We start from the raw sequence: 26,949 nt of genomic DNA, 5'->3' as shown, positions 1-26,949 counted from the left end.
TCAGCCGCAGCGCCTCTTCCACCGAGATCTCGTCGAACGGGTTCATCGACATCTTCACGTTGGCAAGCTCGACACCCGAGCCGTCAGCCTTCACCCGGATCTTGACGTTGTAGTCAACCACCCGCTTGACCGTCACAAGTATTTTCATGGATTCTTCCCTCCAAGAGCTTTCGCAGGAAAATGCGCCTTAACGGAGCCGCCTGATTGTCGGTTGGCGACATCGATACGCGTTTTTTCTCCAATTACAATCACTGTGCATGACGCTAAATCGATATAATCCCGAGAATTGGAATAACGTTTACGTACACGTAAGAAAGTGAGCTGACAAGACCTCTTCGCAGATGCGGCATGACGGTTCTTTCGCGATCATGCGGCGACGATCAAGCCTTTGAAATGGTGACGAAACCGGGGCGCTGGAAATGCCAAGCCGGCGGTTTCAAACGGTTGGTCGACCCCAGGGTGTCGGCGGCTTCCGCGTTTCCGGCGTGGGTTGCGGCGTGACGACGACGGACTCCACCTTATGCTCGACGGCGCGCGGCGTGACGATCGTCCGGTCGAAGAGCGGCACGCCGCGGCGTCGCAAAATGACCACGAGGACAAGCCCGGCAACGATGCCGCCGACATGGGCGCTCCACGAGACGCCGCTGCCCGGATCGACCACCAGCATGAAGAATTGCTGCCCGATCCAGAAGGCGAGCGGAATGGCCGCCGGCAGGGGCAGGGGGATGCGGAAAAACACCAGCACCCAGACGCGCACCTTCGGATGCAACAGGAAATAGGCGGCGACCACGCCGGAGATCGCACCCGATGCGCCGATTAGAGGCGCTTCCGATGCCGGGTCGAACAGGCCATGGGCCAAGGCCCCGGCAGCGGCACAGGCAAGGTAGAACAGCAGAAAGCGAAAGTGCCCGAGCGCATCTTCGACATTGTCGCCGAACACCCAGAGAAACAGCATGTTCATCGCCAGATGCATGAAGCCGCCATGCAGGAAGGAATAGGTGATGAAGGTGAAACCGTCGGGCACGATGATCAGCGACGGATCGAGCTGGGCATAATCGAAGATGAGCGCCGGGATATAGCCGAAGCCCAGAAGCGTCGCGTTGGCGAACTCTTCCGTGGCGATCGGCCCGGTTATCAGCCAAACAACGATGTTGATGACAATCAGGCTGATCGTCACATACTGAACCTTGATGTGCTTCAGGGTGTTCTTATCGTGAAGCGGTATGAACATGCGGTCTCCCGAAGCGTGATTCTACGGCGCCGCGCCTGTCCAGACGCGCAATGGTCGCCGTAACACTTTGTTTTACTGCACAGTCTCACCTTTTAATCGAGCCCGACTTAAGGGTGAGATTGTGCAGTGGGGAAACGTTATCTGTTTTTGCCGGGAATCCAAAGGACGTCGGCATGGCCCTTGTCGTTTGCCCAACGGGCGGCGACGAACAGGAAATCCGACAGCCGGTTGATATATGCGATCGCCTCGCGGCTGACGATTTCGGCTTCGAGCTGGGCAAGTGCCACCATCTGCCGTTCGGCACGCCGGGCGACGGTTCGCGCCACATGCAGTGCGGCCGATGCGGCGCTGCCGGCCGGCAGAACGAAGGAGCGCAGGGGTTCGAGATCGGCGTTCAGCCGATCGATTTCGGTTTCGAGCCAGGTGACTTGGCTTGCGACGATGCGAAGCGGCTCGTATTCCGGCTTCTCGCCGGTGTCGGGTGTCGCGAGATCGGCGCCGAGATCGAAGAGATCGTTCTGGATCCGCATCAAGGTGGCATCGAGATCGGCGACATCGGCGGTGTGTTGCCGGGCAAGCCCGACAAAGGCGTTGGTCTCGTCGACTGCGCCATAGGCATCGACCCTGAGATCGCTCTTCAGGCGGCGCGGACCGGAGACGAGCCCGGTGGTGCCGTTGTCGCCCGTCCGGGTGTAGATCTTGTTGAGCTTGACCATGGTGTCGTCACGTTCCTTAGGCGGGGCGGCCGCCGCCGGTGATCCATAGCGTCAGCATGATCAATACGATCGCGACTGCCTGCAGCAGTACACGGGCCTGCATCAGCTTGTTGGATTTGCTGCTGCTGCCACCCCTCATCATGTTCAAGAGGCCGCGGATCAGAACGATGACGACCAGCCCCATGACGAACAGGGTCAGGCCGGTGACGAAACTGGACATCGAATGCTCCCTTGCGTTTTCACTCAGCCGAGTCGGCCGATAATGCGGTAAAACAATGCTGCCGGCAGGAGCTTCTTCAGGAACGCGCCCTGCTTGGCGGGCCTTGTTACAATATAGTGCGGTTTCGGTCTCTTTGCCGCCAGCGCGTGCTTTAGGACTGCATATACGGCATCCGGTCCAAGCTTGCCCGCGACCGGTTTGCTCTCGCCTTTCAGGCGACGCATCTGCCGCTCGTACTCGGCGCGGTGGACCGAATTCTTCAGGTCGATGAAGCGCTCGATATAGGTCACGGCATTGGCGGTGAATTTCGAGGCGATCGGCCCCGGCTCGATCAGGCTGACCTTGATGCCACTTCCGGCGAGTTCCATTCTCAGGGTCAGCGACAGCGCCTCGATCGCAAACTTCGATGCGTTATAGGCGCCGCGCCAGCGGTAGGGCACAATGCCGAGGATGGAGGAGCATTGCACGATGCGGCCGCTTCCGCGCGCCCGCATGGCGGGGATCACCCGGCGCGTCAGGTCGTGCCAGCCGATGACATTGGTTTCGAGCTGCAGCCGGAGCGCCTCGGTCGGCAGGTCCTCGACCGCGCCGGCTTGGCCGTAGGCGCCGTTGTTGAACAGCGCATCGATGCGCCCGCCCGAGCGCGCCATCACCGCTTCGACCAGGGCGGCGATCGTTTCCGGCTTGGTATAGTCCATCAGGAAGGTCTCGATGCCTTGGCTTTCAAGGGCGCCTCGATCTTCGTCACGGCGCACGGTCGCAAACACCCGCCAGCCGTCCGCATGCAGCGCGTGGGCGCAATGGGCGCCGATCCCGGATGAACAACCGGTGACAATGATTGTGGGACGATCGGACATCCTGTCGATTCCTGTAGCAATCCTGCCCCCGTTTCCCATATTCATCGGCGGGATACAATTGAATTGCGCGAGCCGAAACCCGTGTACGCTGTCGCGGTCGGACGAGCGTCAATGCCATGGAACGGCGCCGCAGGATCCGCATGCGAAGGCACGCGACCGCGGCGCCACTGGGCCGGAGTGGAAATGCCAGCGTTTATTCGCATCACCTGGAAAGTCGTGTTCGATGCGCTATGGCACTTCAGTCTGGACGACGGCTGGGCCATGGCGAGCCATGTGGCGCTTTCGTCCCTGCTTGCTGTCTTCCCCTTCCTGATTTTCGGCACGGCGCTCGGCAGCTTCCTTGGTGCCGATCAGTTTGCCGAGACTGCGGTCCATCTCATTTTCGACGCCTGGCCGGAATCGATCGCTACCCCGATCGCCAACGAGATCGTCCAGGTGTTGACCATTCCGCGTGGCGGCCTGTTGACCGTTTCGGTGCTCGCGGCCGCCTATTTCGCCTCGAATGGGGTCGAGGCCTTGCGGGTCTCGCTCAACCGCGCCTACCGGGTGACGGAAAGCCGCTACTGGTATGTGACGCGCCTTGCCAGCCTCGGGTTTGTGATTGCCGGGGTGCTGATCCTGGCGGCGCTGAGCATCCTGCTCGTCGCCGTGCCGCTGGCGCTTCGTTATGCCGGCGAATGGCTGCCCTGGCTCGACGGCGTGCTGGCAACCGTCGACAACTGGAGTCTGCCACTGGCCCTGGTCGTGGTGACGGGCGGGCTCCTGGTGTCGCATCTCTGGCTACCGGACGGTCACCGCAAAGTGATTGACGTGCTGCCCGGTATTTTCTTGACGCTGCTCTGCTGGACGATCGGCGGCTACACCTTCGCCTATTATCTTTCGACCTTTGCGACCTATGTCTCGACCTATGCCGGTCTCGCTTCGATCATGATCGTACTGGTGTTCCTCTATATGGTCGCGGCGATCTTCATCATCGGCGCAGAGATCAATGCGGCGATCCTCAAATACCGGGTCAAGCGCATGGTGCGGCGCAGCTTCCAGAGCCCCCGCACTACCGAGGACTGAATTCCATCAGAGGACCAAAGCACGGATGTCGGCCGGCGAGCGGCCGGCCTCGCGGAAGGCCGAGATGCCAGTGTCACGATTGCTCTTGGAAAGCTTGCGGCCGTCGGCGCCGAGCAGCAGGCGGTGATGGTGGTAGACCGGCTCCGGCAGGTCCAGCAGCCGCTGCAGCAGGCGGTGCACCGCGGTTGCATGATAAAGGTCGCGGCCGCGCACCACGTGCGTTATGCCTTGCAGTGCATCGTCGACGATAACAGACAGATGGTAGCTCGACGGCGCATCGGAGCGCGACAGGATGATGTCGCCCCAGGCCGCCGGATCCGCCGTTATGAGGCCCGTCTCTCCATCTGGCCCGCTGCCGGTTTCCTGCCAGGTCAGCGGCGGTGCGCCCGCCGCAAGCACCGCCTTTTTCATGTCCAGCCGCCAGGCATGGGGCTTGTCGCCGGCAACGATGGCATTGCGCGCATCGGCCCCCAGATCGCGCTCGCGCTCTGGGTAGAGCGGCGCGCCGTCCGGATCGCGCGGCCAGGCATTGCCGCGGGCTTCGGCATCGGCAACCGCCGCCTTGATCTCGCCGCGTGACAGGACCGAGGGATAGACGAGGCCCATGTCGTTCAGCCGCTGGAGTGCGGACGCATATAGGTCGAGGTGGTCCGATTGCCGGCGCACCGGCTGTTCCCATTCAAGCCCGAGCCAGGCGAGATCGCTAGAGATCGCGGCCTCGAATTGCGGATGGCAGCGCGTCCGGTCGATATCCTCGATGCGCAACAGGAACCGTCCGCCCGACGCTTTTGCCATATCGTGGTTGAGGATTGCCGACAGCGCGTGGCCCAGATGCAAAAGGCCGTTCGGGCTCGGTGCGAAACGGAAAACGGGTTGCGTGGATGACGTGTCTGCCATCGTTTCCCTTTGGCATGGAAGCGGTATAAAAATCATCCGCTTTTTGGAGGCGCCATGCGGATCATCCGAACACATGAGGACATCGAGGCGGGGCTTGCCGGCCTGATGATGCTCGACGCCCGTCTCGAACATGTCGTGGCCAGGGCCGGGCCGGTGCCGCTCAGGCGAACCGACCCAGGCTATCGTGGTATCGCCAGCATCATCGTGTCGCAGATGGTATCGAAGGCAAGCGCTGCGGCGATCTGGAAACGCATGGAAGCCTCGCTCGGCGAGATTACCGCACCTGCCGCCCTGACGCTCAGCGACGAGGATTGCCGGGCGATCGGGCTTTCCCGCGCCAAGGCCGATGCGCTGAGGCGGGTTGCGCAGGTGGTCGTTGCCGGCGAAATCGACCTCGACGCGATCTGCAATGTCGAAGCCCCGGAGGCGATCCGCGAGCTGACGACCATCAAGGGCGTCGGCCGCTGGACGGCGGAGGTCTATCTCTTGTTTTGTGCCGGGCATCCGGATGTCTTTCCATCCGGCGATGTCGCGCTTCAGAACGCGATCGGCCACGGGCTCGGTCTCGAACTGCGCCCGACCGCCCGCGAGATTGATTCGCTGGCCGCGTCCTGGGCGCCTTGGCGCAGCGTCGCGGCACGTCTGTTCTGGGCCTATTACGCCCAAGAAATGCGGCGGGATGCTGTTCCTGTGACACCTTGAAGGAAAAAGCGAATCCGTTGTTCGCTTTTTTCTTTCCGGCTTCACAATCCTGTTGCAACGGGCCTAATATAGAAGGTGCAGATGCCGAATCGATCAGGAGAATACGCTTGACGATTGCAGTCTCACCGCAGGCCTTACCAGCGCTCGTCTTGAACGCTGACTATCGGCCGCTGAGTTATTACCCCTTGTCGCTCTGGTCCTGGCAGGACGCGATCAAGGCCGTCTTCCTTGACCGTGTGATTATCCTTGCGGAATACGAGCATTCGGTCTCCTCGCCCAGCTTCTCGATGCGGTTGCCGAGCGTGGTTTGCCTCAAGAGCTACGTGCAGCCGTCGCGTCATCCGGCGTTCACCCGGTTCAACGTCTTCCTGCGCGACAAGTTCGAATGCCAGTATTGCGGCACGCCCGACGACCTGACCTTCGACCACGTGGTGCCCCGCGCCCATGGTGGCCAGACGACCTGGGAAAACGTCGTTGCGGCCTGCTCGCCCTGCAATTTGCGCAAGGGCAGCAAGCTGCCGAAGCAGGCCGGCATGTTCCCGCACCAGAGGCCCTACCAGCCAACGGTGCAGGACCTGCACAACAATGGCCGGCTTTTCCCGCCGAACCACCTGCATGAAAGCTGGATGGACTATCTCTACTGGGATGTCGAACTGCAGCCCTGAGGCATTTGGACCATTGCTTTCTGGACGAAGTCCGGCCCTGAGCTGGGGCATGGAGCACGCCGCGTGATCCTTCATCATGCGGCGTTACTTTTGGGTCGGCCGTTCCGGCCTCGCAGATCAGGCCTTTGCGGCGCCGCGCAAGGCGATCGCTGCAAAGATCAGGCTGGCAATCACGTTCCAACCGGCAAAGGACAAGCCGAGCACCCGAAGCGCCGCCTCGGTGCAGGACGGGCCGTGCTTGGAATCGAGGTCGCCCAGGAGATCGCCGACATTGGACGATACGCCCTGCGCTGTCGTGGCGCAGGTCGACGGACCTTCCCAGAAGCCCCATTCGGCGCCCGAGTGATAGACGCCCATGCCGGCGCCGACGAGCATCAGGATGCCGATCGCCAGAAGCAGGGTGCGCGTCGTCCAGGTCGGCAGCTTCAAGGCGCTGGTGATAACAGCCAGAATGCCGAGCGGAATGCCGTAGTAGTAGGGATCGCGCTGCAGCAGGCAGAGCGCACAGGGGATATATCCGCCGATATGCTCGAAACCGAGCGCACCGCCGACGGTCGCCGCCATGCCGAGCGTCAGGAGAACGGCGATGAACAGGTGGTGGCGGGTAGCGGTGGAAGCGTCGATCATGCGTACCTCATGCTGGAAAGCATAACGGATCAGTATCCGGCATATGCTGCATTGCAACTGAATAAGGCCTTCTTAGGTGCGACGGCGCGTGCTGTAAATCGCGTCCTCTGCGTCATGTTTGCACGCTTTCGTGATTGTCGCTCCGCCAAGCCGTGTCGCGATCTCTTGGGATCGCTTGCCGCACGTTTGCGTTCCTGCTTTTGTGCATGCCGTAGTCGCAAAACCGGTGCACACTTTTGGGCGACGTGCTTTCGTTGAAATTGATGGTTGACCACGGCAAAAACCTTCGTGTAAATCCCAGCCGCTGATATCTTATATCCCTGAGCCCCATTGGCGGAATTGGTAGACGCGCTCGACTCAAAATCGAGTTCCGAAAGGAGTGCTGGTTCGACCCCGGCATGGGGCACCATCACTCAGTTTTTCCCGCACCGGTCGATCCCGCATCCCATCTTTGACGTCCGTGAGTGGCGAATCTGTCTACTGCCCGCTTGATGCGAGCCACTGCAACAGGGGCGCCATCGGCAACATCCTGCTGACCATCCTCGGGCCTGCAATCGTGGCGCTGACATAGACAGTGAGGTCGCCCTCGTCATGCCGGGTCATTGAACAGAGGCGGGCGAAGATGTTAGGTGCAGTGCAGCAGAAGTCTGTTGCGGCGGGGCCATGTTACCGACAATCGAGAATTACGACGAACTCTACGGCGCTTTCCAGTGGCAGATCCCCGAGAAGTTCAACATCGGCGTTGCGGTGAGCGATGCCTGGGCGGCAAAAGAGCCGGAGCGCATCTGCCTTCAGCATTTCAACCCGGATGGCGGCCATCGAACGCTGACTTACGGCGCCTTCTCCCAGCAATCCTCGGCCTTCGCGCGCGGGCTTGAACGCCAGGGGATCAGGCCGGGGGACCGGGTGGCGATATTGCTGCCACAAGGGTTCGAGGCTGCCATCGCGCACGCCGCCATCTACAAGCTCGGCGCGATCGCCCTGCCGCTGGCCCTGCTGTTTGGAGTAGAGGCGTTGGAGTACCGCCTGCTGGACGCAGGTGCTGCGGCAATCGTCACCAATGCTTTCGGTCATGAGCGGGTCGCGGCCATCCGTGACCGGCTGCCGGATCTACGGCTGGTCGTGCTGGCCGGCGCCGAACGCGTTCCCGGCACGCTCGACTTCACCGACCTTGCCTCAGGCGATGCCGATGGTTTTGTTGCCGCCGATACCACGCCCGACGATGCGGCATTGATGATCTACACCTCAGGGACGACAGGGCCGCCCAAGGGCGCGCTGCATGGCCACCGGGTGCTGCTCGGCCATCTGCCGGGGTTTCAGTTTCACCATCATTTCCTGCCGCAACCGGGTGATCGGATGTGGACGCCTGCGGACTGGGCCTGGGCGGGCGGATTGCTGAACGCGCTCTTGCCTTCGCTGCTGCTCGGCGTCCCCGTCGTCTCGTCACCGGCGCAGAAGTTCGATCCGGACACCGCCTTTCGCATTCTGGAAGAGATGGATGTCCGCAACGCCTTCATTCCGCCGACGGCGCTGCGGCTGATGAAGGCGATCGAAATGCCACGCGAGCGATATCGTCTCAACCTCAGAACCATCGGCTCGGCCGGCGAGGCGCTCGGGCGCGAAACCTTCGAATGGGCCAGGGCCGCGCTCGGCCTCGATGTCAGCGAGTTCTATGGCCAGACGGAGTGCAACATCGTCATTTCGTCCGCCGCTGATCTCGGTGTGGTAAAGCCTGGCTCGATGGGCAAGGCGGCGCCGGGGCATCGCGTGGCGATCATCGATGCCGACGGCCGGGAGTTGCCGGCGGGAGCCGTCGGCCAGGTGGCGATCCGACGGCCGGATCCGGTGATGTTTCTCGGCTACTGGAAGAACGACAAGGCCACCGAAGCAAAGTTCATCGGCGACTGGATGACAACCGGCGACCAGGGCGTGATGGACGGCGAAGGTTATTTCACCTTCTTCGGGCGCGATGACGACGTGATCACCTCTTCGGGCTATCGCATCGGTCCTGGAGAGATCGAGGACTGCCTTGCCGGCCATCCGGATGTGCAGCTGGCCGCGGCCGTCGGAAAGCCCGACGCGCTGCGCACGGAAATCGTCAAGGCCTATGTCGTTCTGAGACCGGGTGTGGCTGGCGACGAAAAGACGGCCCAGTCCGTCCGCGACTGGGTGAAGACGCGGCTGTCGATGCACGAATATCCGCGCGAGATCGCCTTCGTAGACAGCCTGCCGCTGACGACATCGGGCAAGGTCATTCGCCGGTTCCTGCGCGAGCGGGCAGCGGCGGAGCCGCCGCACTCACCCTCGGCCTGAACGAGGTCACCGCCCGGCGAGCGCCTTGATCTTTTCGCGCAGCATCCGCGCCATGTTGCGGGTGTTGCGGTAGAGGTGCAGCTGGGCAGCGACCTGGCGGACGTCGCGGTCGCGCGTCTGCTGCAGGCCGATGACGAGTGTTCCCATCTCTTCGCGTTCCTGCCAGAAGCGGCTCATGATCGGGTGGTCGGGAACGGCGCAGGAATCCGAGCGGGCGATGTTGGCGTCATCGAGGTGCCATTCGGTCAGCTCCGCCAGCAGCAGCTTGCCGGGCGAAAACTTCGCGTAACGTTCGTCGTAGGCCGTCTTCCATGTATAGGCCTCGCCCGACATCAGGAACACCACCATCGAGGCGATCGCCTTGCCGTCGAGATCGAGCGTGTGGATGCGGACGCTGTCTGCTTCGGCGAGGTTGGTGATTGCCTCGCGGGCAAAGGCTGCGCGGAACCGGTCCAGCACCATGGCGCTCCGCTCGCGACCCTTCCAGCCGGACGCTTCCAGCGCAAGGAACTCCTCCATGCGAATGCGGATCTCGCTCGGCTGGCGCGCGACCGAATAGGCAAGCTGCCCGCGTTTTTCCAGCTGATTCCATTGGCGTCGCAATTCGCGGAAATGTGCCGGGCTGATCGATTTCTTCAGATAAGTCGGACCGTCGAGCAGGCTTTCGAGCATCGGCCGGCTGAACGTGTCGGTTACCGTCAGCGGCAGGTTCCGGCCGATGGCGACGGCGCGCGCCAGCTGCGCGAACTTGCCCTTGAGGCGTAGATCCGGCAGCACGAGAACCGGGGGGAGGCTTGCCGACGGATTGGTCAGGGCCTCGAACAGGTTGTCGATGGTTTCGGCGGCGTCTTCGGCATCGAGCAGCGGCACGCCAAGCGGACCGAAGGGATTGGACCAGGCGCGGATGATCGAGGCGCCAATCGAAAAACCGGGCTTCTCGATCGAATACGGCATCAGGAAGCGCATGCGGCTGCGGCGCTCGTCATTGTCCCTTATGATGGCCAGCCGGATCACGCGTTCCTCGAGCCTGGGCATCGCCGGCGCCAGGAAATGGCCGGTGAAGAACACGTTCGGCTCAAGCGCCCGGTTCGACAGGAAGTCGAGCTCACGCTGCAATTCGTAGCCGGCCTTGGCCGGGTAGATCGAAAGATGCCGTCCGGGGCGCCCGACCTCGAGCATGTGCTCGGCCTGCGGATGGGAGTGGCCCATCGGTGCCAGCCCGCCAAGAATGCGAGCAGCCCTATCGTCTGCGTCAGCGGGAAGATTGGTATTGCCGATCATGGATGGATCGCCCCGTTGTTGTCATGGCTCGAACGCCCGCTTGCGAAAGCGAAGAGTGCGAAGCCAAAGGTGCGCCTTACGGCGAAATGAAGCAGCATAGCCTCGACGAACATAGCACCGGCGGTTGCAAATGCAGCACCGGTTAGTCCGAAAAGTGGAATGAGGCACAAGTTTAGCGTGATGTTGGCCACCAGTGCGCCGGCGTAAAGGATCACGCAGAGCATCTGCTGGCCGGCCATCGTCAGCAGGATTTCGGCAGGTCCGATGAAGGCCTTGGCCATGATGCCGGCAAAGAGGATGGCCATCAGCGGCAGCCCGCCGAGGAAAGCGGGACCGAAGAGCGAGAGCAGGAAGGGGCCGGCAAGCAGGACCGCTGCGCCGACCATGAGCGACGGCCAGAATGCCCAGCGCGCGCTTTCGACGGCGATGCCTGCCAATTGCCTGCGGTCGCGTGCGGCCATGGCGCCTGCAATCCGTGGGCCGGCGGCCGCCTTGACTGCGAACATGACGAAGTGCACCAGCGCCATCGTCTTGGCGGCGGCGAAATAGACCGCGACATCGTCGGGCTTGAGATAGACGCCGACGATGACGACGTCGGAATTGGTGAGCAGGAAGCCAAAGCCGTCGATCAGGAAGATCGGCACCGCGACCTTGAGCCATCGTCCCATTTCGATGCGAAGCGGGCCGCTGACATAGCGCGAACGCAGGCGCCAGGTGAGGGCGAGGAATTGGCTGACGGTCGTGACATAGGCGGCGGCCATGGCTGCCGCGATGGCGGTCGGCGCCGTATGCGGCTCGCCCATCGTTGTTGCCAGCACCATGAAACCGAGCACAAGCAGCGGGCGAATGATGAATGTCGGGCTCATTGCCGAAAGCGGCCAGCCATGGGCGCGGGCGGTGCCGTCCATCACATCGCCAAGCGCGATCATCGGCAATGTGAACAGGCCGAGATAGAGCGGAACGAGATAGTAGTCCTCGATCCGGTCGGCGAAGAGCCACAACCCCAGGAAGCCGACGATGGCCAGTGTGCTTGCCGACATCAGCGCAAAGATCCGGGCGGTGGTCGTCAGCCCGCGAATTTCAGCGAGCGCGGAGGTTGCCTGATACTCAGGCAGGAAGCGGATGACGGCGGAATGGAAGCCGACGCAGGACAGGTTGCCGAACAGGATCACCAACACCCAGACGAAGACGAAGATGCCGTATTCGAACTCGCCCATCAGGCGTGCAAGAATGATCTGGGAGAGGAATGCGATTGCGGCGCTGAGGATGCGGATGACGAAGGCGACAAGCGCCATACGTCGCGCCGTATTCTTCGGGTCCTGTTCGGTCAGGGCGGCGACCAGCACGCCGATGAGCGGAGACAGGCGGTGTCGCAGCGCCGACGGCAGCATTCGTCCGGCTGTTTGACATACCGCCATGAACACGAGAACACCCTGAGATTACGCAATACAGGGTTTGGTTGTGCCAGATCAGCGTTAACAAACGGTTCAGTCGGGGTCCTTGCCTCAGGGAAAGGGGCCGATCGGATGCTGCTGGATCGCCGGCCGTGAGCACGATGGTCGAACGGCAAAGCGGGCAACTCTGTGCCTGGCGACAGGGCGGTCTGCGCGCTTTGCGGCCCCACAAACAAAAATGCCGCCCGGAGGCGGCATCTTCAGATCAGGCTTCGTAAATTCCGTGGCAATGCTTGTACTTCTTGCCGGAACCGCACGGGCAGGCTTCGTTGCGCGAGACCTTGCCCCAGGTCGACGGATCGGCCGGGTTGCGGTTTGCCGGTGCGACCGCCAGCAGCGAGTCGGAGCCGCGACCGAAATCGTCTTCGCCGGTCAGAGGGTCGATATGGTGACCTTCCATCAGCGGCGGCGCCGGCTGCGGCGCCTCGGCCGCTTCGCGGACCAATTCGACGCGCATGAGCTGGGCCGTCACGGCCTGGCGCAGGTTGCCGAGCAGGGCCTGGAACAGTTCGAAGGCCTCGGACTTGTATTCCTGCAGCGGGTCGCGCTGGGCATAGCCGCGGAAACCGATGACCGAACGCAGATGGTCGAGATTGACGATGTGTTCGCGCCAGAGGTGGTCGAGTGTCTGCAGGATGACCGAGCGCTCGACATATTGCATGATCTCGGGACCGAAACGCTCGGCACGGTCGGCAACCGCCTTGTCGGTGGCCGCCGTCACACGCTCGAGGATGTCCGCCTCGTCGATGCCTTCTTCGGCTGCCCATTCGGCGATCGGCAGGTCGAGGTTGAGGTACTGCTGCACGTCGGCCTTGAGGCCTTCGACGTCCCACTGCTCGGCATAGGCCCGCTCGGGGATGCGCTTGGAAACGATGTCCTCAATGACTTCGGTGCGCATGTCGGTGACGGTTTCGGTGACGCTCTCGGCATCCATCAGCTCGATGCGCTGCTCGAAGATCACCTTGCGCTGGTCGTTGAGCACGTCGTCGTACTTCAGAAGGTTTTTGCGGATGTCGAAGTTGCGGGCTTCGACCTTCTTCTGCGCACGCTCGAGCGCCTTGTTGATCCAGGGGTGGACGATCGACTCGCCTTCCTTGAGGCCGAGCTTCTGTAGCATGCCGTCCATGCGGTCGGAGCCGAAGATGCGCATCAGGTCGTCCTGAAGCGACAGGTAGAACTTGGACCGGCCGGGGTCGCCCTGACGGCCGGAACGGCCGCGCAGCTGATTGTCGATACGGCGGCTTTCGTGGCGTTCGGTGGCGAGAACATAAAGTCCGCCGGCTGCCAGCGCCTTTTCCTTCAGCTGCTGCACCTCGGCGCGGATCGCCTGTTCGCGGTCGTTGCGCTCGGGGCCGGGCTCGACCTCTGCGAGTTCCTGCTGGATGCGCATGTCGACGTTGCCGCCGAGCTGGATGTCGGTACCGCGACCGGCCATGTTGGTGGCGATCGTCACCGCACCCGGTACACCGGCCTGGGCCACGATGAAGGCTTCCTGCTCGTGATAGCGCGCGTTCAGCACCTGGAAGTTGTCGAACCCGGACTTCTTGAGCAGATCGGCAAGCTGTTCGGACTTCTCGATCGACGTGGTGCCGACCAGCATCGGCTGGCCGCGCTCGTGCGCCGACTTGATCTCGTCGATGATCGCCTTGAGCTTCTCGCCCTGCGTACGATAGACTTCGTCGTCCTCGTCGATACGCTTGATCGGCAGGTTGGTCGGAACTTCAATGACTTCCAGGCCGTAGATGTTGCCGAATTCTTCTGCTTCGGTGGAGGCCGTACCGGTCATGCCGCCGAGCTTGGAATACATGCGGAAATAGTTCTGGAAGGTGATCGAGGCGAGCGTCTGGTTCTCGGGCTGGATCTGCACCTTTTCCTTGGCTTCGAGCGCCTGGTGCTGGCCTTCGGAATAGCGGCGGCCCGGCATCATGCGGCCGGTGAACTCGTCGATGATGACGATCTCGTCGTTGCGTACGATGTAGTCCTTGTCGCGCTGGAACAGCTTGTGGGCCTTGAGCGCGTTGTTGACGTGGTGGACGATCGCAACGTTTTCGATGTCGTAGAGCGATTCACCCTTGAGCAGGCCGGCCTGCTTCAAGAGGTTTTCAAGCTTCTCGGTGCCTTCTTCGGAGAAGTTGGCTGAGCGCTGCTTCTCGTCGATCTCGTAGTCTTCCGGCGAGAGCATCGGAATGAACTCGTTGATCGTGTTGTAGAGATCGGAGCGGTCGTCGAGCGGGCCGGAAATGATCAGCGGCGTGCGCGCTTCGTCGACGAGAATCGAGTCCACTTCGTCGACGATGGCGAAGAAGTGGCCGCGCTGGACCATCTGCGCGCGCTCATACTTCATGTTGTCGCGCAGATAGTCGAAGCCGAGCTCGTTATTGGTTGCGTAGGTGATGTCGCAGGCGTAGGCCGCGTGGCGCTGGTCGTCGGTGAGGCCGTGGACGATCACGCCGGTCGACAGGCCGAGGAAGCTGTAGACGCGGCCCATGGTGGCGGCGTCGCGCTGGGCCAGGTAGTCGTTGACGGTGACAACGTGCACGCCCTTGCTGGCAAGCGCGTTGAGATAGACGGGCAGGGTCGCGACGAGTGTCTTGCCTTCGCCGGTCTTCATTTCGGCAATGGCGCGCTCATGCAGGATCATGCCGCCGACCAGCTGCACATCGAAGGGGCGCAGGCCGAGGACGCGGCGGGCCGCCTCGCGGGCAACGGCAAAAGCCGGTACCAGCAGATCGTCGAGCGTCTTGCCGTCTGCGAACTCTTGGCGGAACTCCACGGTCTTGGCGGCGAGTGCCTCATCCGACAAAGCCTTCATATCGGCTTCAAGAGCGTTGATGGCATCCACTCTGGCCTTGTAGCCACGCACACGGCGTTCGTTGGAGGAGCCAAACAACTTGCGGGCTAGGCCGCCGAGACTGACCATATGAATGGTCCTTTCTTTTTTGTTGCCTTGGGTTCCACTGGCCGCACCGTCAAAACCGCGCAATGCCGTGAAACGCCCGGAAACTGTTCTGGACGCGAGGTTGCGTGACAGATAAGAGGGGGGTCGAATTATGTCAACGCACTTGCGTGGCTGGACGGCTACAGAACCGCCACATTCTGGTGGTGTTCAGCCGCTACGAGCCCAATGCAATCGCGTTGACGGCCAAAGGTGAAAGGTTACGAGCATGTCGAAGTTTAAGACCCTGGCCGCTGCGGCCCTGGTTGCGGCGATCGCCGTTCATGGTGTCGCGCGCGCCGAAGATGCGGACCCTGTCATCGCCACGGTCGGTGGCGAAGAAGTGCGCCAGTCCGAGCTCAACCTCGCCCTTGGTGGTCTCGACCCGCAGCTGCAGCAGATGCCGGAAGACCAGAAGCGCGCCGCAGCACTTTCGGCTGTCATCGACGTCAAGCTTCTGTCGAAGACGGCCGAGAAGGAAGGCCTTCAGGACGACGCGGCCTTCAAGCAGCGTCTGGCCTACCTGACCGAGCGCGAACTGCACAACGCCTTCTTCAAGAAGCACGTCGTCGACGCGATCACCAAGGAAGAGGTGAAGGCACGCTACGACAAGGAAATCGCCGCGGTTCCGGTGCAGGAAGAAATCAAGGCACGTCATATCCTCGTCAAGACCGAGGAAGAGGCCAAGGAAATCATCAAGGAACTCGACGCCGGCAAGAGCTTCGTCGAGCTGGCCAAGGCCAAGTCCTCCGATCCGAACAAGGATGACGGCGGTGACCTCGGCTACTTCACCAAGGGCCGCATGGTTCCTGAATTCGACGCCGTCGTGTTCACGCTCGATAAGGGCGCCTACACCAAGACGCCGGTGAAGACGCAATTCGGCTTCCATGTCATCCTGGTCGAGGACAAGCGTCCGCAGGCCCCGCCGGCGCTGGAGCAGGTCGAGCCGCAGGTTCGTCAGCTTGTCATGCGCGACAAATACGTTGAGCTTCTTACTGCTGCCAAGAAGGACGCCGGTGTCGAGATTTCCGATCCGGCTCTGAAGAAGGCCTACGACGAGGCCAACAAGGCGCAGGAAGCCAAGTAATTTCGACCGGCGGGTTGTGCTTTAGGCAAGGCTCGCCGATCTACGTTTCTTGTCGATGCCCGACGGCCCGAAAGCCGCTCGGGCATTTGTCGCAACGCCACCTTGACCCCACGTTCTTCACGCAGGTTTCCCATGTCCGGTTCCGTCTCTCCGCTCGCTCCGAAAACCTTTGCCGAAATGCCCGCCTTGCGCGGTGTTCGCATGGCAACTGCCGCCGCCGGCATCAAGTACAAGAACCGTACCGACGTGCTGATGATGGTTTTCGACAAGCCTGCGGCTGTTGCCGGCGTGTTCACCCGCTCCAAGTGCCCGTCAGCGCCTGTCGACTTCTGCCGCCAGAGCCTTGGCGGCGGCGTTGCGCGTGCGGTTGTCGTCAATTCCGGCAATGCCAATGCCTTCACCGGCAAGAAGGGCCGCGACGCGACGGAACTGACCGCGAAATCGGCGGCGAAGGCTGCCGGTTGCGCCGAGAGTGAGGTGTTTCTGGCCTCGACCGGCGTCATCGGCGAACCGCTGGACGCGACGAAGTTCGCAGGCGTGCTCGACGATCTCGCCGCTGCCGGCCGCGAAGACTTCTGGTTCGAGGCCGCCAAGGCGATCATGACCACGGACACCTATCCGAAGGTCGCCACCCGCAGCGCAGAGATCGACGGCGTGAAGGTGACGATCAATGGCATCGCCAAGGGTGCTGGCATGATTGCGCCTGACATGGCGACGATGCTCTCCTTCGTCGTTACCGACGCCGACATCGCGCCAGCGGCGCTGCAGGCGCTGCTTTCGGCCGGAGTCGGCCCGACGTTCAATTCGGTTACCGTTGATAGCGACACGTCGACGTCCGACACCCTGATGCTGTTTGCGACCGGTGCTGCTGCCGGCGATGGCCAGCGGAAAGTGACGGATGCTTCCGATGCGAAGCTCGACGCCTTCCGGGCGGCCCTCAACGATCTGTTGCGCGATCTGGCTCTCCAGGTCGTTCGCGACGGCGAAGGTGCGCGCAAGATGGTTGCCGTTACGGTGGAGGGTGCCGAGAACGACGCGGCCGCGAAGCGCATCGCGCTTTCGATCGCCAATTCGCCGCTGGTCAAGACCGCGGTTGCGGGTGAGGACGCCAATTGGGGACGCGTTGTCATGGCCGTCGGCAAGTCCGGCGAGATGGCCGAGCGCGACCGGCTGGCCATCTGGTTCGGCGATGTGCGGGTCGCCGTCGAGGGCGAGCGCGATCCTACCTATTCGGAAGCCGCCGCCACGGCGGTCATGAAGGCGCAGGATATCCCGATCCGCGTCGATATCGGGCTTGGTGCCGGACGTGCGACGGTCTTTACCTGCGACCTCACCAAGGAATATGTCGAGATCAACGGCGACTACAGAAGCTGACGTCTTCGCGCGCAGTCTTTTCCCCGGGGCTTGCAGCTCCCCCGGGGCTTGCAGCTCCCAAAGCTGCTCGCATTGTCGGTAATTGGTTTGGCCTGTTGGGGGTAAGCAGATGACATCGATCGAGACCCAGCCGTCCGCAGGCGATGCCGCGGCTGAAGGCAAGGACAAGCGGATGGTTGATCTTCCGAGCGTACGGCGGCTTGAGGCCGTCGGCTTTCGCGCCTGGCCGGCGGCGTCGGTCCATTATGACGGCAGCTGGCTGATCCGGCTGAATGCTGGCCACGATTCCAAGCGTCTCAATTCGGTCAACCCGCTCGATCCCTCCGATTACCGCGACATCCCTGTTCGATTGGAAAAGGCTGCCAGGCGCTTTGCCGACTACGACCGGCCACTGACCGTGCGACAGACGCCGCTGACGCCGCCGCAACTGATCGCCCACATGGATGCCGAAGGCTGGACCGCCTTCTCCCATAGCACCGTGATGATGGCTGATATCGCCGAGCGCGACTTTGGTGATGGCATTGACCATCTGCCGATCAAGGACGTCGGCCGCTTCGTCGACGCACGCATCCGCATCGGCAAGGAAGACCCCAAGACCAAGGCGGCACTGGCCGAGATCATCAATTCGATCAAGCCGGAGAGCGGGCTGTTCCTGTTCGAGGACGTGGAAAGCGGGCCGACGGCGGTATCGCTCGTCGTTCAGGACAACGATCTCGCGGGCATCATGCTGTTTGCCGTTGATGAGCATTTCCGTCGACAGGGGCTGGGCAAAGCCATGCTCGACGTTTCGTTGCGCTGGGCGCGCCTGCGCGGCGCCAAGAAGGCATGGCTACAGGTCGAGGCAACCAGCGAGGCGGCGTTGGCGCTTTATCGCAGCGCCGGTTTCCGCGATGTCTACAGCTATCTCTACCGCACGCCGAAAGCTTGAATGATGGACGCTATCGGAAAGAAGATCGTTCTCGTCGCGGCTTGCGCCTTGGTGGATTCTGATGGCCGCATCCTGCTGGCGCAGCGTCCTGAGGGCAAATCGCTTGCCGGCCTCTGGGAATTTCCCGGCGGCAAGGTGGAGCCCGGCGAGACGCCGGAGGAAACGCTGATCCGCGAACTGGACGAAGAACTCGGCATCCAGACCAAGGTTGCCTGCCTGGCGCCGCTGACCTTTGCCAGCCATACCTACGACGATTTTCACCTGCTGATGCCGCTCTATGTCTGCCGTCGCTATGAAGGCGTGGCGATTGGGCGGGAGGGCCAGGCGATCAAATGGGTGCGCTCCAAGGCACTGCGCGACTACCCGATGCCTCCTGCCGATGAGCCGCTCATCCCATTTCTTATGGATTTGCTCTGAACCTACCCAAAAACCGACCGATTATTAATCGATCGTTTATCTCCCTCCCGCAAAGATAACTTCAATTCAGTTTCGGTGCGTAACGTTCAGCGAGCGGCGTATCGGTTTCGGACAATGTGGCAAACGAAGCTTGGGAAGGATGCTCCCGTTCGCCGCACCTTCTGCGTTTGTGAGGCTTGGATGGTAGACGACGATTTCTGGAGGACGGTTCAGGAGAAGGACATGGCGACGAGCCAGTCCCGCCGGACAGGCGTGCTCAATCTGTCGCTGCTGTTTGGAACAGCGGTGATTGCACTGACGTTGATCCTGACACCGATGCTGTCCTCGAAGACGGACAAGCGCATGCTGGCGAACACGCCGGTGGACTACGACAATATTTCGACCGGCTCTATCCCCTCGAACGGCACCACCAAGCGCTATACCGTGCGCCGCAGCGTGCTTCAGGAAATGCCGGGTGCGGTCTGCATCATCGATGCCGACGGCAGCAAGAGTGGCTGCTGATCCGGGCGGCGCGTCGGACTGGTTCCTTGCGTGTCTGCCGGTCGGGAAGTGAGTTCCAACCGGGCTGGGGACCTATGGACACGTTGAAGCGCCTTATTCGCGATAGAAGCGCGGCCACAGCGATCGAGTACGGTCTCATCGCAGCGATCATTTCTGTCAGCCTGCTTCTCGGAATGGAGCAGATACAGGCAGCGCTTACGGCCATCTTCGAGCTGTTGACAACGACATTCCAGAACGCAATGAGTTGACGTTGATCGGACCGGACGCTTAGCGCGTTTCCGCTTTGGACGAGGTCGCAGAGCGCGCCACCTCTTTGTTTTTACGCATTTCCTGGCGGAAAACCGCTGGCACTTTTCCTGGAAATGCTCCTAGACCGGTCTTTCCTTCGTCCCAAGAGCCTCCGACAGCCGCTGTTTGGCAGAGCCCGGCTTCAGCGGTTTCTGCTGGCTTTCGTGCGGTGCCCAGCCTGAGAGGTAGACGACGGAGAAGGTCGCGCGGATGCGGCCGTCCGGGTCGGAGAAGCGCTCGGCATAGATTTCCGCAGCCCTCAGGAAAAAGCGCCGGGACACGGGTGTCCGGCTGCGCGCTGTAAGCGGGCTGGTCATGCCCATCGCCCGCAAATCCCGGATCAGCGCGAAGAGCGAATCGTAGCGCACCGTATAGGTCTCTGCGTCCGCCACCGGCAGGGCAAAGCCCGCCCGCTGCAGCAATGCGCCCATGTCGCGAACGTCGGCGAAGGGAACGACGCGCGGGCTTGCGCCCCCGGTCAGCTCGGCCTCGGCGGCAAGCAACGCCTCGCGCAACTCGTTCAGCGTTCCATTGCCGGGAATAGCTGCCAGGAACAACCCGTCCGGCTTCAGCGATCGGCGCGCCTGGATGAAGGCGCCGGGCGTGTCGTTGGTGAGATGCAGCGACAGCGGGGAGACGAGAAGATTGAGTGTCTCGGGCTCGGCCGGGATGCGCTCGAGTGGCGCAATCGCGACCGGCATGGCGGTCGTGCCGAAGCCTGGATCCGTTTCCACCCGCTCGACCGTTCCGACCTTGCCGGTTTCCAGAAGCCGAAGGGCTGTTGCGCCAGTGTAGCCGTGCAATTCCATAGCCCTGTCGAACTGTCGCTCGACGACGCTGACACGGTCGGCCAGCTCCTGTGCGACGATATCGAGGAGGAAGGCTGCCTTGGGGTCGGCATTGCGCAGCGCCCGGCGACGGTGGGCCTCGACAAGGCTCTGGTCAAAGATGATTTCCACGGTACTCTGCTCCGGCAGCATGATTGCTTCCCCGGATCGAAACCGATTAAGGGAGTAAACATGCAGAATTTCAAAGTGCTACAGCGTCCTGCAAAGAAACCCACACGACGGCAAAGTCAACCTCATGAACTGGGAAGAGCGGCAATTTGGCCTGGCGGATTGCCTGGCCTTTCTGCGGCGGATCGGCGTTGATCTCATCGACGTCGTATACCCGCCCGTCTGCTGCGGTTGTGGACGCCTGATGGGTCGTCACCGGGCCGTCTGTGCGCCCTGCTGGTCGACGCTTCAACTGCTCGAGCGGCCCTACTGCGAAATCCTCGGCCTGCCGTTTGCCCATGATCACGGCGAGGGAACGGTGTCGCCCGAGGCGATCGCCGATCCGCCGGTGTTCGACCGCCTGCGCTCCGTTGCGATCCACGAAGGCATCGCGCGTGAACTCGTGCATGGGCTGAAATATCGGGACCGCACCGATCTTGCTCCGATGATGGCGGAATGGATGGTCCGGGCGAGCGATGGTGCCGTCGCCTCCGCGGATGCGATCATCCCGGTGCCGCTGCATGCCTTCAGGCTCTGGGGGCGCAAATACAACCTGGCGGCAGAGCTTGCCCGTTCCGTCGCCGCACTGTCCGGGCGGCCCTACCTGCCGACAACGCTTCGCCGGATCAGGCGCACGACCAAGCAGGTCGGGCTCGGCGCCAAGGCGCGTGAAGACAATGTTCGCGGCGCCTTTGCCGTCACCGAAAGCGGCAAGCAAGGTCTCGTCGGAAAACGCATCGTTCTCGTCGATGATGTCTATACCACCGGCGCCACCGTTTCGGCCGCGACCCGCGCGCTGAAGCGGGCGGGGGCCGGCCACGTCACGGTTTTAACCTTTGCAAGAGCCATGTCCGGTCTTATATGACAAATGGAAGTCCGGCATCGTTGCCGGTGAAGGAGCGGTTAGGAAACATGGCTTCGGTCGTTATTTATACGCGTCAGTTCTGCGGCTATTGCTCGGCTGCCAAAAAGCTTCTGGAAACCAAGGGCGTCTCGTTCCTCGAGCATGATGCAACCTACGATCCGCAGGTGCGCCAGAAGATGATCGAGAAATCGCATGGCGGAACCACATTTCCGCAGATCTTCATCAACGATATCCATGTCGGCGGCTGCGACGATCTGCACGCGCTCGAGCGCGCCGGAAAGCTCGACGAAATGCTCGTCGCCTAGACCGTTGCCGCTTTGGATGGAGTGGCGAAGCGCTCCATCTCATAAGCTTTGCGCATTTCCGACGGAGAGCTGCTTCGTGCCTTTCCGGGAAATGCCCTGAGGAGCCAGACTGCGATGACATTCAAGGCTGCCGCCATCCAGATGTGTTCTGGCGTCGATCCGGCACGAAACGCCGAGACGATGGCACGGCTGGTGCGCGAGGCGGCTGGTCACGGGGCGATCTATGTCCAGACGCCGGAGATGACGGGTGCGCTCCAGCGCGATCGTGCCGGCTTGCGGGCCGTACTCAAGGACGAGGCAAACGATATTATCGTTCGCGAAGCGGCAGCGCTTGCTGGCGAACTCGGCATTCATCTGCATGTGGGCTCGACCGCCATTGCCCTTGCCGACGGCAAGATCGCCAATCGCGGTTTCCTCTTCGGTCCGGATGGGGTGAAAATCTGTGACTACGACAAGATCCACATGTTCGACGTCGATCTCGACAATGGCGAAAGCTGGCGCGAGAGCGCTGCTTACACCCCGGGCAGCACGGCACGCCTTGCCGACCTCGATTTCGGCAAATTGGGCTTTGCCATCTGCTACGATGTTCGCTTCCCCGAGCTGTTCCGCCAGCAGGCGGTTGCAGGCGCAGAGGTGATGTCGGTACCGGCCGCCTTCACCCGGCAGACGGGCGAAGCGCATTGGGAAATCCTGCTGCGCGCCCGTGCCATCGAAAACGGCTTCTTCGTCATCGCCGCTGCACAGGGCGGCGTGCATGAGGACGGGCGTGAGACCTTTGGCCATTCGATGATCGTCGACCCCTGGGGCAAGGTGCTCGCCGCAGCGGGTGCTGCCGGCGAGGGGATCGTGCTGGCTGAAATAGACGTGGCCGCCGTGCATGTGGCCCGCGCCAAGATCCCGAACCTCAGGAATGCCCGCAGCTTTGGGCTGGATCATGTCCTGCCGACCGGAAAAGGAGGCGTTGCCGCTTGATTCGCTACACGCTTTCCTGCGATCAGGGCCACGCTTTCGAGGGCTGGTTCTCGTCGAGTGACGATTTCGACCGCCAGATGGAGCGCAAGCTCGTCTCCTGTCCCACCTGCAATTCCACGTCGGTTGCCAAGCAACTGATGGCACCGTCGGTCGCGACCGCCCGCAAGAAGGAAGCGACGCGGGCATTGGTCATGGACCAGGCGCAGAAGGAAACCGTCGCGAAAATCCGCGAACTCGTCAAGGCGGTGCGCGACAATGCCGAGGATGTCGGTGACCGCTTTCCCGAAGAGGCCCGCAAGATCCACTATGGCGAGACGGATGGACGCGGCCTGATCGGCAAGGCGACCGTGGAAGAGGCTGTCGCGCTTCTCGAAGAGGGCATCGCGATCGCGCCACTGCCGGTGTTGCCCGACGAGGTCAACTGACCTGCAGAGCGCAATGCCTGCTCGCGCCACCGACTTTCAGCGCTCTCAGGCGAAATCTAGCAAACACCCTTTAAAAACAGATCGTTGGTTCCCATTTCCGGATCTTTGTAATCCGGGATTTTGAGCGCTATGGATCTTTCCGACCTTCGCATTTCCACCGACCGCCTGACGATCAGGCATTTTGCGCCTGAGGATTTCGACGGGTTCCATGCCTATCACCGGCTGCCGGAGGTTTACCGCTATCTCTATGCCAATCCGCTTGACGAGGACGGCGCGCGCGCAAAATTCGCCAAGGCGAGCGACCCGCGTCTCGATGCGGATGGCGATGTCGCGGTTTTTGCGGTCGAACGGAGGCAGGATGGCGCGCTTGTCGGCGAGGTGCTGTTGAAGCTCGCCAGCAAGGCGGCGCGGCAGGCTGAAGCCGGCTACATCTTCAATCCGGCATTTTCGGGCAAGGGCTATGCCACCGAAGCGATGCGGGCAGTGCTCGACCTGGGTTTCTTCCAATTGAACTTCCACCGGATCTTTGCCCGTCTCGACCCGCTCAACGCCGGTTCCGTCGGGGTCGTCGAGCGGCTCGGCATGCGCCGTGAGGCGCATCTGATCCAGAACGACCTGTTCAACGGCCAATGGGGGGACGAGTTCATCTACGCGCTGCTTCAGCATGAGTGGCAGGCGCGGCCGAAGGTGGCTTGAGGCGCTACAGCGCCGTGCGTCAAATATGACGCACAAAGGACGCTGTAGCGTTTTAAACTTGCTGCATAATTTTGTCCTTAAAATCGGATCCGATTTAAGGAACTATGCAGTAGCGCTAAAAGCAAAGCCCCCCGGCGAACGGCGTCGGCGGAGGGCTTTGCATAGGATTTGATGCGGATGCGAAGGGCCGGCTGCGTTAGAGCGGGCGCTTGGCGACAATCATGTAATTGACGTCCATGTCCTTCGACAGGTTCCACTGGTTGGACAGCGGATTGAAGAATACGCCGGTGCGTTCGGTCAGTTCCAGGCCGCTTGCCACCAGCGGTTTTTCCAATTCCTCGGGGCGCACGAGCTTTTCATATTGATGCGTGCCGCGCGGCAGCCAGCGCAGAACGTTTTCGGCGGCGAAGATGGCCAATGCCGCCGCCTTCATCGTGCGGTTGATGGTGGCGACGAACATCAGGCCGCCGGGGCGAACCATATGGGCGCAGGTGGTCATGAAGAAATCGACATCGGCGACGTGCTCGACCACTTCCATGTTGAGAACGATGTCGAAGCTTTCGCCCGCTTCCGTGAGGGCTTCGGCCGTCACGGCCCGATAATCGACGTTAACGCCGCTGCCGGCCGCATGGGTCTTGGCAATGCCGATATTCTTTTCCGAAGCGTCCGCGCCGACGACGTCAGCGCCCATGCGGGCCATCGGCTCCGACAGCAGCCCGCCACCGCAACCGATATCGAGCAGGCGCAGGCCCTTCAGCGGCTGCGGGCTCTTCGGATCGCGGCCGAAATGCTCGGCAACCCTGTCGCGGATATAGGCAAGGCGCACCGGATTGAACTTGTGCAGCGGCCGGAACTTTCCCGTCGGATCCCACCACTCGGCGGCCATGGCCGAAAAGCGGTCTACTTCGCTCTGGTCGATCGTCGTGCGCGCTGTCTCGCTCATGCTGCCGTCTCCTTCATTCTGCCTGATGAAGTCGGACGATCGGGCAGGGATGTCAAGAGGCGGACCCTGGCCGCAACAGCGCATCGGGAGCGGCCGCGGGGCGAGCGCCCCGATCAGACATCCGGCTGCGGCTGGTAATGCAGGATGACGACGCCGGACTTGAGCGGTCGCGTGTGGGTGAGCTTGAGGGTGGTGCGCGTCGGCAACGATTTGAACAGAGGCACGCCGCCGCCGAGCAGTACCGGATTGATGCCAAGCCGGTATTCGTCGACAAGGCCCTTTTCCACCAGGCCTGCGGCAAAATCGGCGCTGCCGAAAATGAAGATGGTACCACCCCCAAGCGCCTTCAGGTGTTCGACTTCGGCGACCGCGTCGCCGGTAACGAGCGTGGTGTTGTGCCAGTCGGTGCTTTTGAGGGAGCGGGAGAAGACGTATTTCTCGACGCCGTTCATGAAGGTGGCGATATCGCCTTCGGCTTCGGGCCAGTAAGACGCCATCATCTCATAGGTCACCCGGCCGAAGAGCAGCGTATCGGCCTCAAGCTGGGTCTCGCCGATATAGGCTGCGAGTTCGTCCTCGAAGACGAACCAGCTGATGTCATGGCCTGGTGCTTCGAAGAAGCCGTCGACACTGACCATGTCCCACATGATGACCTTGCGCATAGTCGTTCCTCCCATTCTCCCTTGCCGCTATTTGCGGCACGGTTCGTTGATGAGCGGATCATCGCAAAACTGATTTTATATTGCAAGTGGTTTTATTTTGATATCGGAAAGTCCCGGACGACCATCAAGCCGATCATGGTATCGTCCCGCACTCGACGGCGGGCTTGCGTGAGGAGGGGACATGCACGCGGAAGGCAGAATCGGTTGGGCAGTAGAAATGATCGCACCGCAACCATCGGACTGGCTGCTTGAGATCGGCTGCGGTCACGGTGTCGCAGTTACGGGCGTTTGCGAGAAACTGGCCGATGGGCGGATCGTTGCGATCGATCGCTCTGCGAAGATGATCGCGGCGGCGAAACAACGAAACGCCAGCTATGTCGCGGTCGGCAGGGCAGACTTTGAGGCTATTGAGCTGGCGCGAGCGGATTTTGGCGACGCGCGTTTCGATGCTGCTTTCGCCATCCGTGTCTGTGTCTTTGCAAGGGGCGATCCATCGCGCGAACTGGCGGTACTTGCGCAGGTTCTCAAGCCGGACGGGCGGTTGCTGATCTTTGACGACGAGCCGTCGGGCAGTGCCGAAGACATTTCCAGCCGGATCGAAGCCCGCCTTGCCGATAGCCGATGGAGCGTGGCAAACGTCAGGACCCATCGGGTCGACCGCAGCGACGTCGTTTGCGTGATCGCACGACCGGGTCAATCCGAAAACGGTCGCCTCGGATGAAAGTACTGGACGGCATGGGCAAAGCCCGGGTGCGGTTCCGGCCCGGGCTTCTGTCTGCCCTACCGCTGGGCGTCGACGATCAAAATCATCGGCCGTTCCATCTCTTCGGCGAGATCCGGATTGGCGTCGATCTGCGCCGGCGTCGGGCGCCACTCCTCGACGTGACGGATGGCGAAACCGCCGCGCATCAAGGCGTTGAGCGTGGTGCCGATCGTGCGGTGGTACTTGACCACGCCCTTGGCCAGCCAATCCGTCGTGCGCTGGCCCTCGATGGAATAGTGATCGACCGGCCAGCGCTTCTGCCCGTTTTCCCCGACCTGCCAGCCAGGGTTCAGCGAGGCCATGTAGATCGGGTGCTCGATGGTGAACACCAGGTGCGCGCCCGGCACCAGCGCATCGTAGATTGCCTGGACCAGGCGGTCGAAATTCTCGACATAGTGAAACGCGAGCGAGCTGTAGGCGACGTCAAAGGTGCCGGTTTCGAGCGCAAGATGATCGAGATCGGCGATGCCGTATTCGATCGCCGGATCGGGCGTGTCGCGCCGGGCGCGGGCGATCATGTTTTCCGACAGGTCGAGCCCGAGCACGCGGGCCGCACCCTGCTCGCGCGCGAAACGCGAGAACCAGCCGAAGCCGCAGCCGAGATCGACCACGCGCTTGCCCTGCAAATCCGGCAAGGCGGCGCGGATTGCCGGCCATTCGGCGGCGCCGTCGAGGCCATGGACCGATCGTCCGAGCTGGCTGTAGCCTTCGAAAAATTCCGGTTTGTCGTAGATGTTCTGTGCCATTTCATTCTCCATCAAAAAT

The 26,949-nt window shown here is 61.9% G+C and carries 29 protein-coding genes and 1 tRNA gene; 17 read left to right on the top strand and 13 right to left on the bottom strand.

The genetic code is table 11. The features are described 5' to 3' along the window. Positions 1–436 precede the first annotated feature (436 nt). The 4 genes from IB264_RS33140 to IB264_RS33125 all read right to left on the bottom strand — a co-directional run bounded on the left by IB264_RS33140 (position 437) and on the right by IB264_RS33125 (position 3,024). A complete protein-coding gene (locus tag IB264_RS33140) occupies positions 437–1,231 on the bottom strand; it encodes a rhomboid family intramembrane serine protease (RefSeq protein WP_025424628.1) in 795 nt (264 codons plus the stop codon). Between the two features lie 137 nt (positions 1,232–1,368). Continuing rightward, positions 1,369–1,947: a cob(I)yrinic acid a,c-diamide adenosyltransferase gene (locus tag IB264_RS33135; RefSeq protein WP_025424627.1), complete on the bottom strand. Its 579-nt coding sequence runs from the start codon at positions 1,945–1,947 to the stop codon at positions 1,369–1,371. A 16-nt stretch (positions 1,948–1,963) separates the two neighbouring features. After that, positions 1,964–2,167 (bottom strand): twin transmembrane helix small protein, encoded by a 204-nt coding sequence (locus IB264_RS33130; RefSeq protein WP_025424626.1) that lies wholly within the window; start codon positions 2,165–2,167, stop codon positions 1,964–1,966. A gap of 23 nt (positions 2,168–2,190) precedes the next feature. Beyond that, complete coding sequence (locus IB264_RS33125) at positions 2,191–3,024, bottom strand: SDR family oxidoreductase (protein ID WP_025424625.1); 834 nt, start codon at positions 3,022–3,024, stop codon at positions 2,191–2,193. Between the two features lie 183 nt (positions 3,025–3,207). Here IB264_RS33125 and IB264_RS33120 point away from each other — a divergent pair, with 183 nt between their 5' ends. After that, entirely contained in the window at positions 3,208–4,089 is an 882-nt protein-coding gene (locus IB264_RS33120; protein WP_025424624.1) for a YihY/virulence factor BrkB family protein, read from the top strand. Positions 4,090–4,095: 6 nt separating this feature from the next. Here IB264_RS33120 and gluQRS read toward each other — a convergent pair whose 3' ends face one another. Continuing rightward, positions 4,096–4,986: a tRNA glutamyl-Q(34) synthetase GluQRS gene (gluQRS, locus tag IB264_RS33115; RefSeq protein ID WP_025424623.1), complete on the bottom strand. Its 891-nt coding sequence runs from the start codon at positions 4,984–4,986 to the stop codon at positions 4,096–4,098. Between the two features lie 54 nt (positions 4,987–5,040). Between gluQRS and IB264_RS33110 the strand changes: the two genes are divergently transcribed. Together IB264_RS33110 and IB264_RS33105 are read left to right on the top strand one after the other, a co-directional pair. Next, positions 5,041–5,688, top strand: coding sequence for a DNA-3-methyladenine glycosylase (locus IB264_RS33110; RefSeq protein ID WP_025424622.1), 648 nt, complete (start codon positions 5,041–5,043; stop codon positions 5,686–5,688). 107 nt (positions 5,689–5,795) lie between these two features. Further along, entirely contained in the window at positions 5,796–6,353 is a 558-nt protein-coding gene (locus IB264_RS33105; protein WP_025424621.1) for an HNH endonuclease, read from the top strand. A 117-nt stretch (positions 6,354–6,470) separates the two neighbouring features. Here IB264_RS33105 and IB264_RS33100 read toward each other — a convergent pair whose 3' ends face one another. Next, complete coding sequence (locus IB264_RS33100) at positions 6,471–6,980, bottom strand: disulfide bond formation protein B (RefSeq protein ID WP_025424620.1); 510 nt, start codon at positions 6,978–6,980, stop codon at positions 6,471–6,473. 324 nt (positions 6,981–7,304) lie between these two features. On the opposite strand from IB264_RS33100, the gene IB264_RS33095 reads away from it, so the two are divergent. Continuing rightward, positions 7,305–7,389, top strand: a tRNA-Leu gene (locus IB264_RS33095). Positions 7,390–7,643: 254 nt separating this feature from the next. Next, positions 7,644–9,293: an AMP-binding protein gene (locus IB264_RS33090; RefSeq protein ID WP_057210239.1), complete on the top strand. Its 1,650-nt coding sequence runs from the start codon at positions 7,644–7,646 to the stop codon at positions 9,291–9,293. 6 nt (positions 9,294–9,299) lie between these two features. Here IB264_RS33090 and IB264_RS33085 read toward each other — a convergent pair whose 3' ends face one another. The 3 genes from IB264_RS33085 to secA all read right to left on the bottom strand — a co-directional run bounded on the left by IB264_RS33085 (position 9,300) and on the right by secA (position 14,948). Then, the gene (locus tag IB264_RS33085; protein ID WP_025424563.1) at positions 9,300–10,574 is read right to left on the bottom strand and encodes a GNAT family N-acetyltransferase; all 1,275 of its coding nucleotides are present in this window, start codon (positions 10,572–10,574) and stop codon (positions 9,300–9,302) included. Then, entirely contained in the window at positions 10,571–11,992 is a 1,422-nt protein-coding gene (locus tag IB264_RS33080; RefSeq protein WP_038575631.1) for a lipopolysaccharide biosynthesis protein, read from the bottom strand. The genes IB264_RS33085 and IB264_RS33080 overlap by 4 nt, the downstream gene beginning before the upstream one ends. Positions 11,993–12,233: 241 nt before the next feature. Then, positions 12,234–14,948: a preprotein translocase subunit SecA gene (secA, locus tag IB264_RS33075; RefSeq protein ID WP_025424561.1), complete on the bottom strand. Its 2,715-nt coding sequence runs from the start codon at positions 14,946–14,948 to the stop codon at positions 12,234–12,236. A 244-nt stretch (positions 14,949–15,192) separates the two neighbouring features. Between secA and IB264_RS33070 the strand changes: the two genes are divergently transcribed. The 6 genes from IB264_RS33070 (at position 15,193) to IB264_RS33045 (ending at position 19,518) form a co-directional block, all read left to right on the top strand. Next, positions 15,193–16,050 carry a peptidylprolyl isomerase gene (locus tag IB264_RS33070; protein ID WP_057217353.1) on the top strand — a complete coding sequence of 286 codons (858 nt, stop codon included), beginning with the start codon at positions 15,193–15,195 and terminating at the stop codon, positions 16,048–16,050. 132 nt (positions 16,051–16,182) lie between these two features. Beyond that, positions 16,183–17,424 carry a bifunctional glutamate N-acetyltransferase/amino-acid acetyltransferase ArgJ gene (gene argJ / locus IB264_RS33065; RefSeq protein WP_025424559.1) on the top strand — a complete coding sequence of 414 codons (1,242 nt, stop codon included), beginning with the start codon at positions 16,183–16,185 and terminating at the stop codon, positions 17,422–17,424. Positions 17,425–17,533: 109 nt separating this feature from the next. Next, positions 17,534–18,352 (top strand): N-acetyltransferase, encoded by an 819-nt coding sequence (locus IB264_RS33060; RefSeq protein ID WP_057210235.1) that lies wholly within the window; start codon positions 17,534–17,536, stop codon positions 18,350–18,352. Between the two features lie 3 nt (positions 18,353–18,355). Further along, positions 18,356–18,769 carry an 8-oxo-dGTP diphosphatase MutT gene (mutT, locus tag IB264_RS33055; protein ID WP_025424557.1) on the top strand — a complete coding sequence of 138 codons (414 nt, stop codon included), beginning with the start codon at positions 18,356–18,358 and terminating at the stop codon, positions 18,767–18,769. Positions 18,770–18,949: 180 nt separating this feature from the next. Beyond that, complete coding sequence (locus IB264_RS33050; RefSeq protein ID WP_057210232.1) at positions 18,950–19,270, top strand: hypothetical protein; 321 nt, start codon at positions 18,950–18,952, stop codon at positions 19,268–19,270. Positions 19,271–19,344: 74 nt separating this feature from the next. Beyond that, the gene (locus IB264_RS33045) at positions 19,345–19,518 is read left to right on the top strand and encodes a Flp family type IVb pilin (protein WP_063963353.1); all 174 of its coding nucleotides are present in this window, start codon (positions 19,345–19,347) and stop codon (positions 19,516–19,518) included. A 120-nt stretch (positions 19,519–19,638) separates the two neighbouring features. On the opposite strand, the gene IB264_RS33040 is transcribed toward IB264_RS33045, so the two are convergent. Continuing rightward, on the bottom strand, positions 19,639–20,517 hold the full coding sequence (locus IB264_RS33040) for an SAM-dependent methyltransferase (protein ID WP_025424555.1): 879 nt from the start codon (positions 20,515–20,517) through the stop codon (positions 19,639–19,641). A 124-nt stretch (positions 20,518–20,641) separates the two neighbouring features. On the opposite strand from IB264_RS33040, the gene IB264_RS33035 reads away from it, so the two are divergent. The 5 genes from IB264_RS33035 to IB264_RS33015 all read left to right on the top strand — a co-directional run bounded on the left by IB264_RS33035 (position 20,642) and on the right by IB264_RS33015 (position 23,816). Then, positions 20,642–21,418: a ComF family protein gene (locus IB264_RS33035; RefSeq protein ID WP_057217351.1), complete on the top strand. Its 777-nt coding sequence runs from the start codon at positions 20,642–20,644 to the stop codon at positions 21,416–21,418. Positions 21,419–21,465: 47 nt separating this feature from the next. Beyond that, positions 21,466–21,723, top strand: a complete 258-nt coding sequence (grxC, locus tag IB264_RS33030; protein WP_038575627.1) for a glutaredoxin 3 — start codon at positions 21,466–21,468, stop codon at positions 21,721–21,723. Positions 21,724–21,837: 114 nt separating this feature from the next. After that, the gene (locus tag IB264_RS33025) at positions 21,838–22,695 is read left to right on the top strand and encodes a carbon-nitrogen hydrolase family protein (protein WP_025424552.1); all 858 of its coding nucleotides are present in this window, start codon (positions 21,838–21,840) and stop codon (positions 22,693–22,695) included. Further along, positions 22,692–23,120 carry a DUF1178 family protein gene (locus tag IB264_RS33020; RefSeq protein WP_057217349.1) on the top strand — a complete coding sequence of 143 codons (429 nt, stop codon included), beginning with the start codon at positions 22,692–22,694 and terminating at the stop codon, positions 23,118–23,120. The genes IB264_RS33025 and IB264_RS33020 overlap by 4 nt, the downstream gene beginning before the upstream one ends. Positions 23,121–23,249: 129 nt before the next feature. Next, the gene (locus tag IB264_RS33015; RefSeq protein ID WP_025424550.1) at positions 23,250–23,816 is read left to right on the top strand and encodes a GNAT family N-acetyltransferase; all 567 of its coding nucleotides are present in this window, start codon (positions 23,250–23,252) and stop codon (positions 23,814–23,816) included. A gap of 196 nt (positions 23,817–24,012) precedes the next feature. Here the strand turns inward: IB264_RS33015 and ubiG are convergent, their stop codons facing one another. Together ubiG and IB264_RS33005 are read right to left on the bottom strand one after the other, a co-directional pair. After that, the gene (gene ubiG / locus IB264_RS33010; RefSeq protein WP_025424549.1) at positions 24,013–24,759 is read right to left on the bottom strand and encodes a bifunctional 2-polyprenyl-6-hydroxyphenol methylase/3-demethylubiquinol 3-O-methyltransferase UbiG; all 747 of its coding nucleotides are present in this window, start codon (positions 24,757–24,759) and stop codon (positions 24,013–24,015) included. Between the two features lie 113 nt (positions 24,760–24,872). Beyond that, complete coding sequence (locus IB264_RS33005; RefSeq protein ID WP_025424548.1) at positions 24,873–25,421, bottom strand: dihydrofolate reductase family protein; 549 nt, start codon at positions 25,419–25,421, stop codon at positions 24,873–24,875. Between the two features lie 217 nt (positions 25,422–25,638). Between IB264_RS33005 and IB264_RS33000 the strand changes: the two genes are divergently transcribed. Further along, complete coding sequence (locus tag IB264_RS33000) at positions 25,639–26,142, top strand: methyltransferase (protein WP_158268966.1); 504 nt, start codon at positions 25,639–25,641, stop codon at positions 26,140–26,142. A gap of 59 nt (positions 26,143–26,201) precedes the next feature. On the opposite strand, the gene IB264_RS32995 is transcribed toward IB264_RS33000, so the two are convergent. Further along, entirely contained in the window at positions 26,202–26,930 is a 729-nt protein-coding gene (locus IB264_RS32995; RefSeq protein ID WP_025424546.1) for a bifunctional 2-polyprenyl-6-hydroxyphenol methylase/3-demethylubiquinol 3-O-methyltransferase UbiG, read from the bottom strand. Positions 26,931–26,949 lie beyond the last annotated feature (19 nt).

It is taken from the genome of Ensifer sp. ENS11, from assembly GCF_014851895.1.
Classification (GTDB): domain Bacteria; phylum Pseudomonadota; class Alphaproteobacteria; order Rhizobiales; family Rhizobiaceae; genus Ensifer; species Ensifer canadensis.
This window is presented reverse-complemented; position numbering and strand designations above follow the sequence as displayed.

Coding starts and splice junctions, on each gene's coding strand:
- IB264_RS33140 (WP_025424628.1), bottom strand. CDS start 1,231: ATGTTCATACCGCTTCACGATAAGAACACCCTGAAGCACATCAAGGTT.
- IB264_RS33135 (WP_025424627.1), bottom strand. CDS start 1,947: ATGGTCAAGCTCAACAAGATCTACACCCGGACGGGCGACAACGGCACC.
- IB264_RS33130 (WP_025424626.1), bottom strand. CDS start 2,167: ATGTCCAGTTTCGTCACCGGCCTGACCCTGTTCGTCATGGGGCTGGTC.
- IB264_RS33125 (WP_025424625.1), bottom strand. CDS start 3,024: ATGTCCGATCGTCCCACAATCATTGTCACCGGTTGTTCATCCGGGATC.
- IB264_RS33120 (WP_025424624.1), top strand. CDS start 3,208: ATGCCAGCGTTTATTCGCATCACCTGGAAAGTCGTGTTCGATGCGCTA.
- gluQRS (WP_025424623.1), bottom strand. CDS start 4,986: ATGGCAGACACGTCATCCACGCAACCCGTTTTCCGTTTCGCACCGAGC.
- IB264_RS33110 (WP_025424622.1), top strand. CDS start 5,041: ATGCGGATCATCCGAACACATGAGGACATCGAGGCGGGGCTTGCCGGC.
- IB264_RS33100 (WP_025424620.1), bottom strand. CDS start 6,980: ATGATCGACGCTTCCACCGCTACCCGCCACCACCTGTTCATCGCCGTT.
- IB264_RS33090 (WP_057210239.1), top strand. CDS start 7,644: ATGTTACCGACAATCGAGAATTACGACGAACTCTACGGCGCTTTCCAG.
- IB264_RS33085 (WP_025424563.1), bottom strand. CDS start 10,574: ATGATCGGCAATACCAATCTTCCCGCTGACGCAGACGATAGGGCTGCT.
- IB264_RS33080 (WP_038575631.1), bottom strand. CDS start 11,992: ATGGCGGTATGTCAAACAGCCGGACGAATGCTGCCGTCGGCGCTGCGA.
- secA (WP_025424561.1), bottom strand. CDS start 14,948: ATGGTCAGTCTCGGCGGCCTAGCCCGCAAGTTGTTTGGCTCCTCCAAC.
- IB264_RS33070 (WP_057217353.1), top strand. CDS start 15,193: ATGTCGAAGTTTAAGACCCTGGCCGCTGCGGCCCTGGTTGCGGCGATC.
- argJ (WP_025424559.1), top strand. CDS start 16,183: ATGTCCGGTTCCGTCTCTCCGCTCGCTCCGAAAACCTTTGCCGAAATG.
- IB264_RS33060 (WP_057210235.1), top strand. CDS start 17,534: ATGACATCGATCGAGACCCAGCCGTCCGCAGGCGATGCCGCGGCTGAA.
- mutT (WP_025424557.1), top strand. CDS start 18,356: ATGGACGCTATCGGAAAGAAGATCGTTCTCGTCGCGGCTTGCGCCTTG.
- IB264_RS33050 (WP_057210232.1), top strand. CDS start 18,950: ATGGTAGACGACGATTTCTGGAGGACGGTTCAGGAGAAGGACATGGCG.
- IB264_RS33045 (WP_063963353.1), top strand. CDS start 19,345: ATGGACACGTTGAAGCGCCTTATTCGCGATAGAAGCGCGGCCACAGCG.
- IB264_RS33035 (WP_057217351.1), top strand. CDS start 20,642: ATGAACTGGGAAGAGCGGCAATTTGGCCTGGCGGATTGCCTGGCCTTT.
- grxC (WP_038575627.1), top strand. CDS start 21,466: ATGGCTTCGGTCGTTATTTATACGCGTCAGTTCTGCGGCTATTGCTCG.
- IB264_RS33025 (WP_025424552.1), top strand. CDS start 21,838: ATGACATTCAAGGCTGCCGCCATCCAGATGTGTTCTGGCGTCGATCCG.
- IB264_RS33015 (WP_025424550.1), top strand. CDS start 23,250: ATGGATCTTTCCGACCTTCGCATTTCCACCGACCGCCTGACGATCAGG.
- ubiG (WP_025424549.1), bottom strand. CDS start 24,759: ATGAGCGAGACAGCGCGCACGACGATCGACCAGAGCGAAGTAGACCGC.
- IB264_RS33005 (WP_025424548.1), bottom strand. CDS start 25,421: ATGCGCAAGGTCATCATGTGGGACATGGTCAGTGTCGACGGCTTCTTC.
- IB264_RS33000 (WP_158268966.1), top strand. CDS start 25,639: ATGATCGCACCGCAACCATCGGACTGGCTGCTTGAGATCGGCTGCGGT.
- IB264_RS32995 (WP_025424546.1), bottom strand. CDS start 26,930: ATGGCACAGAACATCTACGACAAACCGGAATTTTTCGAAGGCTACAGC.